Here is an 18245-nt window from a genome sequence, read left to right on the forward strand (position 1 = left end):
GCCCACGGTCCCCACGCCATCGACACGCCCGCGAGGCCCTCGGCCTGCCGCAGTCGCGCCAGCGCGTCGAGGAAGGCGTTGCCGGCCGCGTAGTTGGCCTGGCCGGCACCGCCGAAGGTCCCCGCGATCGAGGAGAACACCACGAACGCCGACAGCGGCAGCTCGCGGGTCAGCTCGTGCAGGTACCAAGCGGCGTCGACCTTCGGCCGCAGCACGGCGTCCATCCGGTCCGGGGTGAGCGACGCGATGACACCGTCGTCGAGCACACCGGCGGTGTGCACGACCGCGGTGACGGGGTGCTGCGCGAGCAACGCGGCCACCGCCGCGCGATCGGTCACGTCGCAGGCCGCGACAGTCACGTCCGCGCCCTGTTCGGTGAGCTCCTTGACCAGCAGCTCGGCGTTTTCGGCGCAGAGACCGCTGCGGCTGACCAGCAGCAGACGGCGGACGTCCCGCTCGGCCACGAGGTGCCGGGCCAGCAACGCGCCCAGCCCACCGGTACCGCCGGTGATCAACACGGTGCCTTCGGGGTCCCAAGCTGGGGTTTCGCCCACCGGAACGCGCACGAGCCGTCCCGCGAGGACGGTTTCGTCGCGAACCGCGACCTGCGGTTCGTCCGCGCCGATCGCGGCCAGCAGCACCGCGTCGGTGACCGGCGAAGTGCCAGAATCCAGTAGCCCGAACCGATCCGGGTTCTCCGACTGCGCCGAGCGCACCAGGCCCCACACCGCCGCGGCGGCGACGTCGTCACCATCGATGGCGCCGCGCGTCACGAAGACCAGCCGCGAACCCTCGAACCGCTCCTCCACAAGCCATTCCTGCACCAGGCCGAGCACCCACGACGACAGCTTGTGCGCCGAAGCGGGCACGTCCGCCGAATCCCCGCCCACCGGAACCAGAACGATGTCCGGCACCTCGGTCAGCGCTGTCAGCTCGGCAACCACCGGCACGCTCAACGCGGAGATGCCTTCACCTAGAGCGACAATCGATCCGGGAAGCGTGGCCTCTGGGGGAACGGCGACCCAGTCGAGCCGGAACAACGCGTCGTCCTTGGCGTCCCGCAGCTGCTCGGCGGCCAGCGGGCGGACGAGCAGCGAGTCCACCGAGATGACCGGCTGCCCGGATGTGTCGGCGACCACGATCGACATCGACTCGTTCGACGTCCGCACCAGCTTCACCCGCACCGCCGACGCACCCGAAGCGTGCAGGGTCACGCCGTCCCAGGAGAATGGCAATCCGCCCTCGCCGTTGCCCGTGGCGACCATCGACGCGTGCAGTGTCGCATCGAGCAGGGCCGGGTGAACGCCGAACGCGGTCGCGTCGGAACCCTCCGGCAGCACGACGTCGGCGAAGATCTCGTCCCCGCGCTGCCAGACCGCGCGCAGGCCCTGGAACACCGGCCCGTAAGCGAATCCGGCTTCCGCGAACTCCTCGTAGCAGTTCTCCAGCGACAGCGGTTCGGCATCGGCGGGCGGCCACACCGTGGCGTCGAACTCGGCCGTGTGCCCCGCGACGGAAAGCGTGCCGCTCGCGTTCTGCGTCCACGGCCGGTCACCGCCTTCGAGTCGCGAGTGGACGGTCAAGGCCCGCCGGCCGGACTCGTCGGCGTCGCCGACCCACAGCTGCATTTGCATCGCGCCCTCGTCCGGCAGCATCAGCGGTGCGGCGAGCGTCAGCTCGTCGACCCGCGCACAGCCGACCTCGTCGGCCGCCCGCAGCGTGAGTTCGACGAACGCGGTCCCGGGCACCATCGCCCGGCCCATCACCACGTGGTCCGCGAACCACGGGTGTGTGCGCAGCGAAAGCCTGCTGGTGAACAACATCCCTTCCGAACCGGCCAGGTCGACGGCCGCGCCGAGCAGCGGGTGATCGGTGACCCCGAGCCCTGCCGACGCGACGTCTCCGTTGGAGAAGTCGGGGGCGGGCCAGAACCGCTCGTGCTGGAAGGCGTAGGTCGGCAGGTCGACGCGCCTCGCGCCCGGGAAGAACGTGGAGAAGTCCACAGTGGACCCGTGGACGTGCAGTCCAGCGAGCGCGGCGACCAGCGACCGTGGCTCGGGCTTGTCCTTGCGCAGCAAGGGAAGCGTGACCTCGTCGCCTGACAACGTCTCCCGGGCCATCCCGGTCAGCACCCCGTCCGGGCCGAGCTCGACGAACACCGTGACACCGTTCCCGGCCATCGCCTCGACACCGTCGGCGAACCGCACGGCCTCGCGCACGTGCCGGACCCAGTAGTCCGGCGTGCCCAGCTCACCCGCCTCCGCGAGCCGCCCGGTCAGGTTCGAGACCACCGGGATCTCCGGCTCGGCGAAGGAAACCCCTTCCAGCACCGACCGGAAGTCCTCCAGCATCGGCTCCATCAGCGGGGAGTGGAACGCGTGGCTCACCGGCAGCCGCCTGGTGCGGCGACCTTCGTCGGCGAAGTGCCGCGCGATCTCCTCGACAGCGTCGACCTCACCGGAGACCACGACCGACATCGGGCCGTTGAGCGCGGCGATCCCGGCTTCCTTCTCCCTGCCGTCGAGCAACGCGGTGACCTCGACTTCGGTGGCCTGGACCGACATCATCGCGCCGGTCGGCGGGAGTTCCCGCATCAGCCGGGCCCGCGCGGCCACCACCGTACAGGCGTCTTCGAGGGTGAACACGCCCGCGGCGTACGCGGCGGTGAGCTCACCGATCGAGTGCCCGCCGAACTGGTCGGCGGTGATCCCGAAGGACTCCACCAGCCGGAATAACGCGACCTCGACGGCGAACAGCGCCGGCTGCGTCCACCCGGTGTCGTTGAGCGTTTCGGCGCCCTCGCCCCAAATCACGTCACCCAGGGGCCGGTCGAGGTGCTTGTCGAGTTCGGCGCTGACCGTGTCGAAGGCCTGCGCGAACACCGGGAAGCGCTCGTAGAGCTCACGGCCCATGCCGAGCCGCTGAGACCCCTGACCGGAGAACAGGAACGCGATCTTGCCGCCGCCGACCGAGCCTTCGATCAGGCCCGCGTCCGCTTCACCCGCGGCCAACGCCGTCAGGCTCCGCGCGGTTTCGTCGTGGTCACCGGCGACGACCACCGCGCGGTGGTCGAACCGGGAGCGGCCCTTGGTGAGCGAGAACCCGACGTCGACCGGACTGCCGAGACCGTCCATCCTGGACAGCAGGCGCTCAGCCTGCGCCCGCAAAGCCGCCGGGGTCTTGGCCGACAGCACCCACGGCACGACTCCGTCCGAAGTGGACTCGATCGGGAAGACAACGGCCGCGGACTGTTCGATGATCGTGTGGACGTTCGTACCGCTGATCCCGAACGACGAGATCCCGGCGCGACGCGGGCGATCGGTCTCTGGCCAGGAAACCTGCTCGGTGACGAGCGAGACGTCCCCGGCTTCCCAGTCGACCTCGTTCGACGGCGCGTCCACGTGCAGTGTCCGAGGCACCATTCCGTGCCGCATGGCCATGATCATCTTGATCACGCCCGCGACGCCGGCCGCGGCCTGGGTGTGACCGATGTTCGACTTCACCGAGCCGAGCAGCAGCGGGGTTTCCCGGTCCTGGCCGTAGGTCGCCAGCAGCGCCTGCGCCTCGATCGGGTCACCGAGGTTCGTGCCGGTGCCGTGCGCCTCGACGACGTCGACGTCCGAAGTGGACAGTCCCGCGCTCGCCAATGCCTGGCGGATAACACGTTGCTGCGACGGGCCGTTCGGGGCGGTCAGGCCGTTGGACGCGCCATCCTGGTTCACCGCGGAGCCGCGGAACACCGCGAGCACCTCGTGCCCGTTGCGCTTCGCGTCGGAAAGCCGTTCCAGCACCAGCATGCCGATGCCCTCGGCCCAGCCGACACCGTCGGCCGCGTTCGCGAACGCCTTGCAGCGGCCGTCGGGCGACATGCCCTTCTGCCGGGAGAATTCGACGAAGGTACCCGGCGTCGACATCACCGTGACACCGCCAGCGAGCGCGAGCGAGCACTCACCGCTGCGCAAAGCCTGCGCGGCCCAGTGCATGGCCACCAATGAGGACGAGCACGCCGTGTCGATCGTGACCGCCGGACCTTCCAGCCCGAGCGTGTAGGAAACCCGGCCCGAGGCGACACTTCCCGCGCTGCCGTGGCCCTGGTAGCCCTCGTACTCGTCGGCCGAAAGCGTGGCGCTGTAGTCGTTGTACATGACCCCGGCGAACACGCCGGTTTGGCTGCCCCGCAACGAAACCGGGTCGATCCCGGTGCGCTCGAGCGCTTCCCACGAGACCTCCAGCAGCAACCGCTGCTGGGTGTCGGTGGTCATCGCCTCGCGCGGGCTCATCCCGAAGAACGCGGGATCGAACTCCCCCGCGTCGTGCAGGAACCCGCCGGAGCGGGTGTACGAGGTGCCGTGGTGGTCGGGATCGGCGTTGTACAGCGCCGTCACGTCCCAGCCACGGTCCTCCGGGAACCCGGAGATCGCGTCGACGCCTTCGGTGACCAGCCGCCACAGGCTTTCCGGCGAGTCGACGCCGCCCGGGTAGCGGCAGCTCATGCCGACGATGACGATCGGGTCGTTGTCCACCAGCGCGAGTGCCTGCGTGGGAACCGGCGTCTCGCCACCGAACAGCTCGTCGAGCAGGTGCTCGGCCAGCGCGCCCGGGGTCGGATAGTCGAAGACCAGGGTCGCGGACAGCCTGAGCCCGGCGCCGGTGTTGAGCCGGTTGCGGAGTTCGACCGCGGTCAGCGAGTCGAAACCGAGGTCGCGGAAGGCGCGGCCCGGATCGATCTCGTCGGAGCCGGTGTGGCCGAGGACGAGCGAGACCTGCGTGCGCACCAGGTCCAGCACAGCGGTCCGCCGCTCGGACTCGCTCAGCCCGGCGAGCTTCCGGACCAGCCCGGACGCCGTGGCCGAGCCGGAGGAACGCCGAGCCGGAGAGCGGATCAGGCCGCGCAGCAACGCCGGGATCTCCTGTGCCCGCAACACCGGCAGGTCCAGCCGCACCGGGAGGACGACGGGCTCGCCGCTGGCCAGCGCCGCGTCGAACAGCGCGACACCCTGCTCGGGCGAGAGCGGGGGGACGCCGGAACGCGACATGCGCTCCATGTCGGCGTCGCTCAATTCACCGGTCATGCCGCCGGTCTGGGCCCACGGGCCCCACGCCAGCGAGACACCCGGCAGGCCTTCGGTCCGCCGCTGACGCATCAGCGCGTCGAGGAAGGCGTTGCCCGCCGCGTAGTTGCCCTGACCAGCGCCGCCGAAGACTCCCGCGATCGAGGAGAACACGACGAACGCCGACAGCGGGAGGTCCCGGGTCAGCTCGTGGAGGTTCCAGACGGCGTCGACCTTCGGCCGCAGGACCGTGCTCAGGCGCTCGGGAGTGAGCGAGCCGATCACGCCGTCGTCCAGGACACCCGCGGTGTGCACCACGGCCGACACGGAAACATCCGCCAGTGTGGTGGCCAAAGCCGCGCGATCCGAGACGTCACAGGCCGCGACAGTGACGTCCGCACCAAGTTCGGTCAGCTCCGCGACCAATTCGGCCGCGCCCGACGCCGCCGAGCCGCGACGGCTCAGCAGCAGCAGACGCTGTACGCGACGTTCGGCGACGAGGTGCCGGGCGAGGATCGCGCCGAGGCCACCGGTTCCGCCGGTCAGAACCACGGTGCCGTCCGGGTCCCAGCTCTCGGCCGGGGCGTCAGCGGCGCTCACACGGACCAGACGTCCCGCGCGAGCGACGCCGTCCCGCAGCACGAGCTGCGGTTCCGCCGAACACAACGCCGGGGCCACCGTGTCAATGCTGGTTTCGTCGAAGTCGATCAGGCCGAAGCGGCCCGGGTTCTCCGTCTGGGCCGAGCGGACGAGACCCTGCGCGGCCGCCACGCTGACATCCTCGCCCTGGCTGACGAAGACCAGCCGAGAGTCGGCGAACCGCTCCTCGGCCAGCCATTCCTGTAGCAGAGCCAAAACCCGCGCGGTCGTCGTGTGCACCGATTCGGGTACGTCACCGGTCGCGCCCGTCAGGGACATCAGCACCGGTCCGGCCACGGAACTAACCGAAGCCAGATCCGGGTAGGCGTCCACCGGGGTTCCGGCGGCGAGCAGCGCGTCGGCGAGGCCGAACGGATCGGCGCCGAGCACGATCGGGGTGCCGAGATCGGCCGTGACGGCCACGGACACCGGGACCCAGTCGAGGCCGAAGAGCGAATCGCGGTCCACCGCTGTGGAACTGAGCTGCTCTGGCAAGATTGCCCTTACCTGCAGCGCGCCGATCGAGGCGACGGGCGCGCCGGAGCTGTCGGCCACGGCGATCGTCATCGAACCGTCGGCGTCCCAGCCGAGTTTGACGCGGATCTCCGCGGCGCCCCTGGCGTGCAGCGACACGTCCGTCCACGAGAACGGCACCGACTGCCGGGACGGGTCGTCGGCGGCCCTGCCGTCGAAGGCGCCGGCGTGCAGGGACGCGTCGAGCAACGCCGGGTGTAAGCCGAACGCCTCGGCGCCGGACTCCTCGGGCAGGGCCACTTCGGCGAACACTTCGCCATCAAGGCGCCAGACCGCTTGCAGGCCTTGGAACATCGGGCCGTACTCGAAACCATCGGCGGCGCGCTGCTCGTAGAAGTCGGCGATCTCGACCGGCTCGGCGCCGGTGGGCGGCCAGACGTCGCCAGGGAAAGCCGCGGTGTGCTCGCCGATCGTGAGGACACCGGCCGCGTGGCGCGTCCAAGGTCCGTCCTCGGCGCCTTCGGGCCGGGAGTAGACGCTCAGCGCGCGCCGCTCCGACTCGTCGGGGGCCGCGACCGCGACCTGGAGCTGGACCGCGCCTTGTTCGGGCAGGACCAGCGGCGCCGCGAGCGTGAGCTCTTCGACGAGGTCGTAGCCGAGTTCGTCCCCGGCGCGGAGCGCGAGTTCGAGCAACGCGGTGCCGGGCACGAGCGCCGAGCCAAGGACGACGTGGTCGGCCAGCCAAGGATGCGTACGCAGCGAGAGCAGACCGGAGAACAGGACGGCGTCGGAGTCGGCGACCCGCACGGCCGCGCCGAGCAGCGGGTGGTCCGTGGCGCCGAGTCCGGCGGCGCGCACGTCCCCGGTCTGGTTACCGGTGGCCGGCCAGAACCGCTGACGCTGGAAGGCGTACGTCGGCAAGTCGACTCGGCGCGCGCCGGGGAACAACGCGTTCCAGTCGACGCTGACGCCGTGGACATGCAGGCGGGCCAGCGCGGACAACGCGCTGACCTCCTCCGAACGCTCCTTACGCAGCAACGGAACGACCACGGCGTCTTCGGGCGCGGACTGCTGTGCCATGGCCGACAGCACGCCGTCGGGACCCAGTTCCAGGAACCGCGTGACGCCCTGGGCGGCCAACGCGGTCACGCCATCGGCGAACCGCACGGACTCGCGAACGTGGCGGACCCAGTACTCGGGGTCCCGCGGCTCCCCGGTCGCGTTCGACACCATCGTGATCCGCGGGGCGCTGAACGAAAGCCCTTCCACCACAACGCGGAACTCGTCGAGCATCGGGTCCATCAGCGGCGAGTGGAACGCGTGGCTCACCGAGAGCCGCGACGATTTGCGGCCGTCGAACTGCGCGACCAGCGCCAGGACCTCGGCCTCGTCACCCGCCACCACCACGGATTCAGCACCGTTGATGGCCGCGATCGACACGCCGTCTGTCAGCAGCGGCAGCACTTCGCCTTCAGTGGCCTGGACCGCGACCATCGCGCCCCCGGTAGGCAGCGCACCCATCAGGCGAGCACGGGCCGACACCAGAGCACAGCCATCTTCGAGCGACAGGATTCCCGCGACATGCGCCGCCGCGATTTCACCGATCGAATGTCCCGCCACGAAATCCGGGCGCACACCCCACGACTCGACCAAGCGGAACAACGCGACCTCGATCGCGAACAACGCGGGCTGAGTCCACACAGTCTCGTTCAGCAGAGCCGGGTCCTCACCCCACATCACGTCCCGTACTTCCCCGAGGTGCTCCGCTACCGCGTCGAACGCTTCGGCGAACACGCTGAACCTGGCGTGAAGCTCGCGGCCCATACCGAGCCGCTGCGAACCCTGACCGGAGAACAGGAACGCCGTCTTACCGGCGAGCACCGAACCCTCGATGACGGACACGTCCGGCTCCCCCGCGGCCAGCGCGGGCAAACCCGTTGCCGCGTCCGGGGAAACCAGGACCACGGCACGGTGTTCGAACAGGGCCCGGCCGGTCGCGAGCGAGAAGCCCACGTCGAACGGCGAAGCGTCGACCTCCTGAAGCCGGGCGGCCTGGCCGCGCAAGGCCTCCGGAGTCTTGCCCGAAAGGATCCATGGGACCACGGTCGGTTCGGTCACCGGCTCGGCCGGGATGACGACCGGGGGTGCCTGCTCGAGGATGGCGTGGACGTTGGTGCCGCTGATGCCGAACGCCGAGATCCCGGCGCGGCGCGGGCGATCCACCGACGGCCACGGGATTTGCTCGTCCAGCAGCGCGACGGCGCCGCTTTCCCAGTCCACATTGGACGAGGGTGTGCCCGCGTGCAGGGTCTTCGGGAGCACGCCGTACCTCAGGGCCATGATCATCTTGATCACGCCCGCGACCCCGGCGGCGGCCTGGGTGTGGCCGATGTTGGACTTGATCGAGCCGAGCAGCAGCGGGCTTTCCCGGTTCTGGCCGTAGGTCGCGAGCAGCGCCTGCGCCTCGATCGGGTCACCGAGTGTGGTACCGGTGCCGTGCGCCTCGACGACGTCGACGTCCGAAGTGGACAGACCGCCGCTCGCCAATGCCTGACGGATCACGCGTTGCTGCGACGGGCCGTTCGGGGCGGTGAGACCGTTGGACGCGCCATCCTGGTTGATCGCGGAGCCACGCAGCACCGCAAGGATCTCGTGACCGTTACGCTGTGCGTCGGAAAGTCGCTCCAGCACGACCATGCCAACACCCTCGGACCACCCTACGCCGTCCGCGGAGTCCGAAAAGGACTTGCAGCGGCCGTCGGCGGAAAGCCCGCGCTGGCGGGAGAACTCGACGAACGTGCCCGGCGTCGACATCACCGTCACGCCACCGGCGAGCGCGAGCGCGCATTCCCCGGCACGCAACGCCTGCGCCGCGAGATGAAGCCCGACGAGCGAGGACGAGCAGGCCGTGTCCACGGTGACCGCGGGGCCTTCGAAGCCGAAGGTGTAGGAAACCCGGCCCGAGGCCAGGCTGCCCGAGCTGCCGCTGCCCTGGTAGCCCTCGAAGGTGGCATCGCCGAGCAGCGAGCTGTAGTCGTTGTACATGACCCCGGCGAATACGCCGGTTTGGCTGCCCCGCAACGACTTCGGGTCGATTCCGGCGCGCTCCAGAGCTTCCCACGAGGTCTCCAGCAGCAGCCGCTGCTGGGAGTCGGTGGTCATCGCCTCACGCGGGCTCATGCCGAAGAAGCCGGGATCGAACTCGGCCGCGTCGTGCAGGAAACCGCCCGAGCGGGTGTACGAGGTGCCGAGATGGTCGGGATCGGCGTGGTACAGGTTCTCGACGTCCCAGCCGCGGTCCACCGGGAACCCGGAGATCGCGTCGGTCCCGCCGGCGACGAGCCGCCACAGGCTCTCGGGCGAGTCGACCCCGCCCGGGTAGCGGCAGCCCATGCCGACGATGACGATCGGATCGTCGCTGACCGGCGGCAGCGCCCTCAGCGGCACGGCGGTCGCCCCGTCAGCGCCGAACAGTTCGTCCAACAGATGACCGGCCAGCGCGGACGCCGTCGGGTAGTCGAAGACAAGTGTCGGCGGGAGCCGCAGCCCGGCGGTGGCGTTCAGGCGGTTCCGCAGTTCGACGGCGGTGAGAGAGTCGAAACCGAGCTCCTGGAACGCCCGCGACGGATCGATTTCGGCGACACCGGCATGACCGAGCACCAGCGCGACCTGTGTGCGGACGAGGTCGAGCACCGCCTCGGCGCGCTCTTCGGCGCCAAGCACGGACAGTCGGCGCACCAGTCCGGCGGCCACTCCGGAGCCGGACACCGCTGCCCGCCGGGAAGTCCCGCGGATCAGCCCGCGCAACAGCTCCGGGATCTCGCCCTGGGCCCGCAGCGCGGCGAAGTCGAGGCGGGTCGGCAGCAGGACGGCTTCGTCGCCGCTCAGCGCGGCGTCGAACAACGCCATGCCCTGCTCGACGGTCAGCGGCGGCATGCCGGACCGCGCGATGCGGTCGAGGTCGGCATCGGTCAGGGTGCCGGTCATGCCGTCCGTGCGGGTCCACGGGCCCCAAGCCAGCGACAGCCCGGGCAGCCCGCGGGCTTGCCGGTGCTGGGCCAGTGCGTCGAGGAACGCGTTCGCGGCGGCGTAGTTGCCCTGCCCGGCGGCGCCGAACGTCCCGGCGGCCGAGGAGTAGGTGACAAAAGCTGTCAGGTCGCGGTCGCGGGTGAGTTCGTGCAGGTTCCACGCGGCGTCCACTTTGGACTTCAGGACCGCGGTGAGGCGTTCGGGGGTCAGGGATTCGATCAGGCCGTCGTCGAGGACTCCGGCGGTGTGGACGATCGCCGACACGCTGTGCTGGTCGAGCAGCTCGGCCAGCGCGTCACGATCCGAGACGTCACAGGCGGCGACCTGGGCGTCGGTGCCCTGCGCGGCAAGCTCGGCGACAAGCTCCACCACACCGTCGGCCGCTCCCCCGCGTCGGCTGACGAGCAGGAGGTTCCGCACGCCGTGCTCGGCGGCCAGATGCCGGGCGAGCACGCTGCCCAGCCCGCCGGTGCCGCCGGTGATCAGGACCGTGCCGTCGGGATCCCAGGTGTGGCGCGGTTCGGGCGCCGGGGAGCGGGTCAGGCGAGCGGCGAAGATTTCGCCACCGCGGATGGCGAGGCTGGGCTCGGCCGAGGCGAGGGCGAGCGGGAGTGCCGCGAAGGAGTCGTCGTGCAGGTCGATCAGGCCGAAGCGGCCCGGGTTTTCGGTCTGGGCCGAACGGACGAGCCCGGTGGCGGCGGCAGCGGCCAGATCAGCGCCGGAGGTGGCGCCCATGGTCACGAAGACGAGACGGGAGTCCTCGGTGAGCCACTGCTGCAGGAGACCGAGTACCTCGGCCGTGACGGCATGAACCGAATCCGGCGAGTTGTCGCCCGCGATCTGGACGATCGTGGTGTCGGCGTCAGGAGAGAGCGAAACACCGTCCTCGAGACCGAAGAGGTCGGTTCCGACGATCGACACCGAGTCGATGGCCGTGGTGAGCCCCGACGCCGGGGTCCAGTCGAGCCGGAACAGTGCTTCGGTGGCGATGTCCCCGGCGAACTGCTCCCCCGGCAACACGCGGAGCAGAAGTGCGTCGATGGACGCGACCGGGCCACCGGTGGTGTCCGTGACCGCGATCGACACCGTGTTGGTCCCGGTCTTGACGAGCCGCACCCGCGTCGAGGAGGCGCCGGTGGCGTGCAGCGAGACGCCCTCCCACAGGAACGGGAGCGCGCCGGTCTCGATGTCCAGTCCCGCTTGGGAAATCGCGTGCAATGCGGCGTCGAGCAACGCGGGGTGCAGGCCGAACTCGGCGGCTTCGGTGCCCTCCGGCAGGCTGACCTCGGCGAAGGCTTCCTCGCCGCGGCGCCAGAGGGCCCGCAGGCCCTGGAACACCGGCCCGTAAGCGAAACCGCCGTCGGCGAACTGATCGTAGGCCGTGGAAACGTCGACCGCGGTAGCTCCCTCGGGAGGCCAGACGGTCGCGTCGAAGTCGTGCGCGGCGGTCTCCGCGGCGACGAGCAGACCTGCCGCGTTCTGGTTCCACGTAACGGTGTTCTCGGGCCGAGAGTGGATGACCACCCGGCGGAACCCGGAATCATCCGGTGCCGCAACGGAAAGCTGCACCTGCAGTGCGCCACGCTCCGGCAGGACCATGGGCGAAGCGAGCGTGAGCTCGGCAATCCGGCCGTAGCCGACCTCGTCGCCGGCGCGGATCGCGAGTTCCATCAGCGCGGTGCCGGGAACGAGCACATGCCCGAGCACCGCATGATCGGCCAGCCAGGGATGGGTGCGGACGGACAGGCTGCTGGTGAACAACATGCCGTCGTCGCCGGCCAGTTCCACGGAACCGGTGAGCAGCGGGTGACCGGGGGCGGTGAGGCCGAAGGCGGCCGCGTCGCCGGTCGCCGCGAGCGCGTCCGGCCAGAACCAGCTGCGCTGGAAGGCATAGGTGGGCAGGTCCACCCGGCGCGCGCCGGGGAACAACGAGGTCCAGTCGACGCGGACGCCGTGGACGTGCAGGCGGGCCAAAGCCGACAATGCGGCGAGTTCTTCGGGACGGTCCTTGCGCAGCACGGGGACGATCACGGCGTTCTCGGGGGCGGACTGCTGTGCCATCGCGGACAGCACGCCGTCGGGGCCCAGTTCCAGGAACCGCGTGACACCTTCGGCGGCCAACGCCGTGACGCCGTCGGCGAACCGGACCGGCTCGCGCACATGGCGGACCCAGTACGCCGGGTCCGTCGGCTCACCGGACGCGTTCGACACCATCGGGATCCGCGGTGCGCTGAACGAAAGCCCTTCCACCACAACGCGGAACTCATCGAGCATCGGATCCATGAGCGGCGAGTGGAACGCGTGGCTGACTCGCAGCCTCGACGACTTGCGGCCGTCGAACTGGGCGACCAGTGCCAGCACCTCGGTCTCGTCACCGGCGACCACAACGGATTCGGGACCGTTGATCGCGGCGATCGAGATGCCGTTGGTCATAAGCGGCAGCACTTCGGCTTCAGTGGCCTGGATCGCGACCATCGCGCCCCCGGTGGGCAGCGCACCCATCAGCCCGGCACGACCGGACACCAAGGCGCAGGCGTCCTCCAGCGAAAGCACTCCGGCGACATGTGCGGCCGCGATCTCACCGATCGAATGTCCGGCCACGAAATCCGGGCGCACACCCCAGGACTCGACCAACCGGAACAACGCGACCTCGATCGCGAACAACGCGGGCTGAGTCCACACCGTCTCGTTCAGGGCGTCTGGGTCATCACCCCACACCACATCCCGAACCTCGCCGAGGTGCTCGGCCACAGCGTCGAACGCCGTCGCGAACACACCGAACCGGTCGTACAGCTCACGGCCCATACCGAGCCGCTGCGAACCCTGACCGGAGAACAGGAACGCCGTCTTACCGGCGACCACGGAACCCTCGATCACCCCCGGACCGACCAGCGCCTCCAGTGCGCTCTCGCGGTTCTCGGCGAGTACCACGGCCCGGTGTTCGAAGGCCGAACGCGCGGTCGCCAGCGAGAAGCCGACATCTCCGGCGGTCAGCTCGGGAGACTTCTCCAAGTGCGAAACCAAGCGCTCTGCCTGTGCCGCAAGCGCTTCGGCCGTCTTGCCGGACAGAACCCACGGCACCAGACCGGCCGTCGAGGGCCGCTCTTCAACCGCGACAACCCGTGGCGCCTGCTCGAGGATGACGTGCGCGTTGGTACCGCTGATGCCGAACGACGACACCCCGGCGCGGCGCGGACGGCCGGTCTCCGGCCACTCGACCTGCTCGGTGAGCAGCTCGACGGCTCCGGCTTCCCAGTCCACATGCGACGAAGCCGTATCCACGTGCAGAGTCTTCGGCAGGACACCGTGCCGCATCGCCATGACCATCTTGAGCACCCCGGCAACACCGGCGGCCGCCTGGGTGTGCCCGAGGTTCGACTTGATCGAGCCCAGCAGCAGCGGGTTTTCCCGGTCCTGGCCATAAGTCGCCAGCAATGCCTGCGCCTCGATCGGGTCACCCAGGGTGGTCCCGGTGCCGTGCGCCTCGACGACGTCGATGTCCGAAGTGGACAGACCCGCGCTCGCCAGCGCCTGACGGATCACGCGTTGCTGTGACGGGCCGTTCGGGGCGGTGAGCCCGTTGGACGCGCCGTCCTGGTTCACCGCGGAGCCCCGGAGTACCGCGAACACCTCGTGCCCGTTGCGCTGCGCGTCGGAAAGCCGTTCCAGTACCAGGATTCCGACGCCCTCGGCCCAGCCGACACCGTCAGCCGAGTCGGAGAACGCCTTGCACCGGCCATCGACGGCCATACCGCGCTGCCGGGAGAACTCCACGAAGACGTCCGGCCTGGACAGCACGGTCGCGCCGCCGGCCAGTGCGAGCGTGCACTCGCCGCTACGCAACGCCTGCGCCGCCCAGTGCATCGCGACCAGCGACGAAGAGCAGGCCGTGTCGACGGTGACCGCCGGACCTTCCAACCCGAGCGTGTAGGAAACCCGGCCGGACGCCACGCTCGGGGCGCTGCCGTTGCCGCGGAAGCCTTCGAACTCCTTGCTGGACAACAGGTCGCCGTAGTCGCTGTACATGATCCCGGCGAACACACCGGTCCGGCTGCCGCGCAGCGAGACCGGGTCGATCCCGGCCTGCTCGATCGCCTCCCAAGACGCCTCCAGCAGCAACCGCTGCTGCGAGTCGGTCGCAAGGGCCTCACGCGGGCTCATGCCGAAGAACCCGGCGTCGAACGCGCCCGCGTCGTGCAGGAACCCACCGGAGCGCGTGTACGACGTGCCGAAGTGATCGAGATCGGGGTGGTACAGACCTTCGGTGTCCCAGCCACGGTTCTCCGGGAACGTCGAGATCGCGTCGGAACCACTGGCGACGAGCTTCCAGAGGTCCTCGGGGGAACTCACCTCGCCGGGATAGCGGCAAGCCATCCCGACGATGGCGATGGGGTCGTCGCCCACCAATGCGTGTGCCTGGGCAGGGACGGCGACGTCGGCGCCGAACAGCTCGTCCAGCAGGTAGTCGGCCAGCGCGGCCGGTGTCGGGTAGTCGAACACCAGCGTCGCGGGCAACCTCAGGTCCGCGGTGCCGTTCAGGCGGTTGCGCAGGTCGACGGCGGTCAGGGAGTCGAAGCCGAGGTCCTGAAACGAGCGGGCGGCGTCGATCGCCCCGGCCCCGGCGTGGCCGAGGACGAGCGCGACCCGGCTGAGCACCAAGTCGAGCAACACTTCACGGCGGTCGGCGGGCGCGAGCCCGGCCAGCTGGCGGGCGAGCCCTCCCCCGCTTCCGGCCTTCGCCGCGACGGCCCGCTTGCGGCGAGCGGGGACGAGTCCACGGAGCAGCTCGGGGACGCCGTCCTGCGCGGCGAGCACCGGGAGATCGAGTTTCACCGGCAGCACAACGGCTTCGGCGCTGGCGAGTGCGGCGTCGAACAAGGCGACACCCTGCGAGATCGACAGCGGCGGCACGCCGGAGCTGATCATCCGCTCGATGTCGGCGCCGGTCAGGCCGCCGGTCATCCCGGCGTCCTGCGTCCACGGACCCCACTGCAGGGACACCGCGGGCAGGCCGAGGGCATGGCGCCGCTGGGCGAGCGCGTCGAGGTAGGCGTTGGCCGCGGCGTAGTTGCCCTGGCCGGCGCCGCCGAACGGGCTCGCCAGCGAAGAGAACAGGACGAACGCCGTCAGGTCGCTCGTCAGCTCGTGCAGGTTCCAGGCCGCGTCGACCTTCGGGCGCAGCACGGTCTCGACCTGCTGCGGAGTCAGCGAGGCGACGGTGCCGTCGTCGAGCACGCCGGCGGTGTGGACGACCGCGGTGACGGGGTGCTGGGCGAGCAACGCGGCGAGCGCGTCGCGGTCGGCGATGTCGCAGGCGGCGATGGTGACGTCGGCGCCCTGCCCGGTGAGTTCGTCGCGGAGCAGTTCGGCGCCCTCGGCGGTGCGACCGCGACGGCTGGCGAGGACAAGCTTGCGGACCCCGTGCTCGGCGACGAGGTGGCGGGCGAGCACACTGCCGAGACCGCCGGTACCGCCGGTGATCAGCACTGTGCCGTCGGCGTCCCAGACGATCGGTTCCTCGGGTGCGGCCACTCGCTCAAGGCGAGCGGCGAGTATCTGTCCATTTCGGACGATCAAGTTCGGTTCGGTGGAGGCAAGCGCTCGCGACAGCGCACCGGCCGAAGCGCCGTCAAGGTCGATCAGGCCAAAGCGGCCGGGGTTCTCGGTCTGCGCGGTGCGGACGAGACCCCAGACGGCGGCGGCCGCGGCGTCTTCACCGTTGGTCGCGCCCCGCGCGACGAACACGAGCCGCGAGTCGGCGAACCGCTCTTCGGCGAGCCAGTGCTGCAGTCTGCCCAGCTCGCGGACAATCGCCGCGTGCACGGATTCCACTGCGGACGATCCGGCCACCGGCACCAGCACAATGCCCGGGACATCGCCGGTCAGGAGTGTATCGAAATCCTCATACGGAACCGCAAGATCGCCGAGTCCGAGGACATCGGTGCCGACAAGCGCGATCGGTTCGGTCGCCGCTTCGGCGGGTGGCACCGGGACCCAGGTGGTCCGGAACAGGGAGTCGCGGAGGGAATCGGTCTGCTGCTCGACCGGGATCGTGCGCAGGATCAAGGATTCGACGGTGGCGATCGGCGCGCCGGTGCCGTCGGCGACGGCCATCGACACGGCGTCCTCGCCGATGCGGCGCAGGCGGATCCGGGCCGCGGCCGCACCGGTGGCGTGCAACGAAACGCCTTCCCAGGAGAACGGCATCCCACTGCGGCCTTCTTCGCCACGGTCCACGAGTGCAGCGGACTGCAGTGCCGCGTCGAGGAGCGCCGGGTGCAGGCCGAACGCTTCGGCGTCGGACTGGACGTGGTCAGGCAGGCTGACGTCGGCGAAGATGTCGTCGCCCTTACGCCACACCGCGCGGACGCCTTGGAACGCGGGGCCGTACTCGAAACCGCCCTCGGCGAACCAGTCGTAGCAGCTCGTGATGTCAACCGGTGTCGCGCCTTCGGGCGGCCAGATTCCGGCGGCGAACTCGTCGGCCGCATGGCTTTCCTCGGTCAGCGTTCCGGTGGCGTGCTGGATCCACGGCGCGCCCGAGGCGCCTTCGAGCCGGGAGTGGATGGTGATACTCCGGCGGCCCGAGTCGGCGTCGGCGGCGCTCACCCGCAGCTGCACCTGGACTCCGCCCTGTTCGGGCAGGACCAGCGGCGCGGCGAGGGTCAGTTCTTCGAGCCGGTCGCAGCCGACCTCGTCGCCCGCACGGACAGCGAGCTCGACGAACGCCGTACCGGGCAGGAGAACCCGGCCCATGACGACGTGGTCAGCCAGCCACGGCTGCGTCTGGACGGACAATCTGCTGGTCAGCACCACGCCGTCGAAGTCGGCCAGCACGACGGCCGCACCGAGCAGTGGGTGCGCGGTGATGTCCAGACCGGCGGCGGTCACGTCACCGGCGCCGGCGGCCGGGGTGCTCAGCCAGAACTTTTCGTGCTGGAAGGCGTAGGTCGGGAGACCGACCTGGCGGCCACCGGCGGCGAACTCCGTCCAGTCCACGGCCACGCCGTGGACGTGCAGCTGTGCCAAGGCGCCGACAGCGGCGGTTTCTTCGGGCCGATCCTTGCGCAGCAACGGAACCAGCACGGCTTCGTCGGGCGCGGACTCGCGGGCCGCGGCGGACAGGACACCGTCAGGCCCGAGCTCCAGGAACGTGCGGACGCCGTCCTCGGCCAGTGTCCGGATGCCGTCGGCGAACCGGACGGTCTCACGGACGTGGCGCACCCAGTAGTCCGGCGCGCCCAGTTCGGCAGCCGTCGCGAGCACGCCGGTCAGGTTCGACACGACCGGGATCTCCGGGCTGTGAAAGGACAGTCCCGCCACGACCGCGCGGAACTCGTCGAGCATCGGGTCCATCAGCGGCGAGTGGAACGCGTGCGACACACGCAGTCGAGAAGTCTTGCGGTCCAGGTTCTCGAAGTGGGCCGCCACCGCGGTGACAGCGGTTTCGTCGCCGGAGACGACCACCGAACTCGGGCCGTTGATCGCGGCGATCGAGACGTCACCGTCGAGCAACGGCAGAACCTCGTCCTCGGTCGCTTTGATGGCGACCATTGCGCCCGCCCGTCGCCCACCACCACCCTCAACGGAGTCGCTTCGCGACGCTCCCCTTGATCCAGCGGGCAGCGCCTGCATGAGCTTCGCTCGCGCGGTGACCAGTTTGGCCGCGTCGGCCAGCGAGAACACCCCGGACACGTGCGCGGCGGCGATCTCGCCGATCGAATGGCCCGCGACGAAATCAGGCGTCACGCCCCACGACTTCACCAACCGGAAGAGCGCGACCTCGACGGCGAACAACGCGGGCTGGGTCCAGCCGGTTTCGTTCAGGGTTTCGGTGTCGGTGCCCCAGATGACCTCGCGCAGCCGCGGGTCGAGTTCCGCGAGCACCGCGTCGAAAGCCTCGGCGAAAACCGGGAACCGCTCATAAAGCTCGCGGCCCATGCCGAGCCGCTGCGAACCCTGACCGGAGAACAGGAACGCCGTCTTGCCACCGGCGACCGAACCTTCGGACACTCCCGCGTCGGGCTCGCCGTCGGCCAATGCCGCCAGGCC

The 18245-nt window shown here is 70.2% G+C and carries 1 protein-coding gene; it reads right to left on the reverse strand.

The window, feature by feature from the left end; translation table 11 throughout:
• A partial coding sequence (locus tag VGP60_RS22800; protein ID WP_327550095.1) for an SDR family NAD(P)-dependent oxidoreductase occupies positions 1-18245 on the reverse strand: 18245 nt, incomplete at both ends.

Origin of the sequence: Amycolatopsis sp., assembly GCF_036008905.1 — a bacterium.
GTDB lineage: Bacteria > Actinomycetota > Actinomycetes > Mycobacteriales > Pseudonocardiaceae > Amycolatopsis.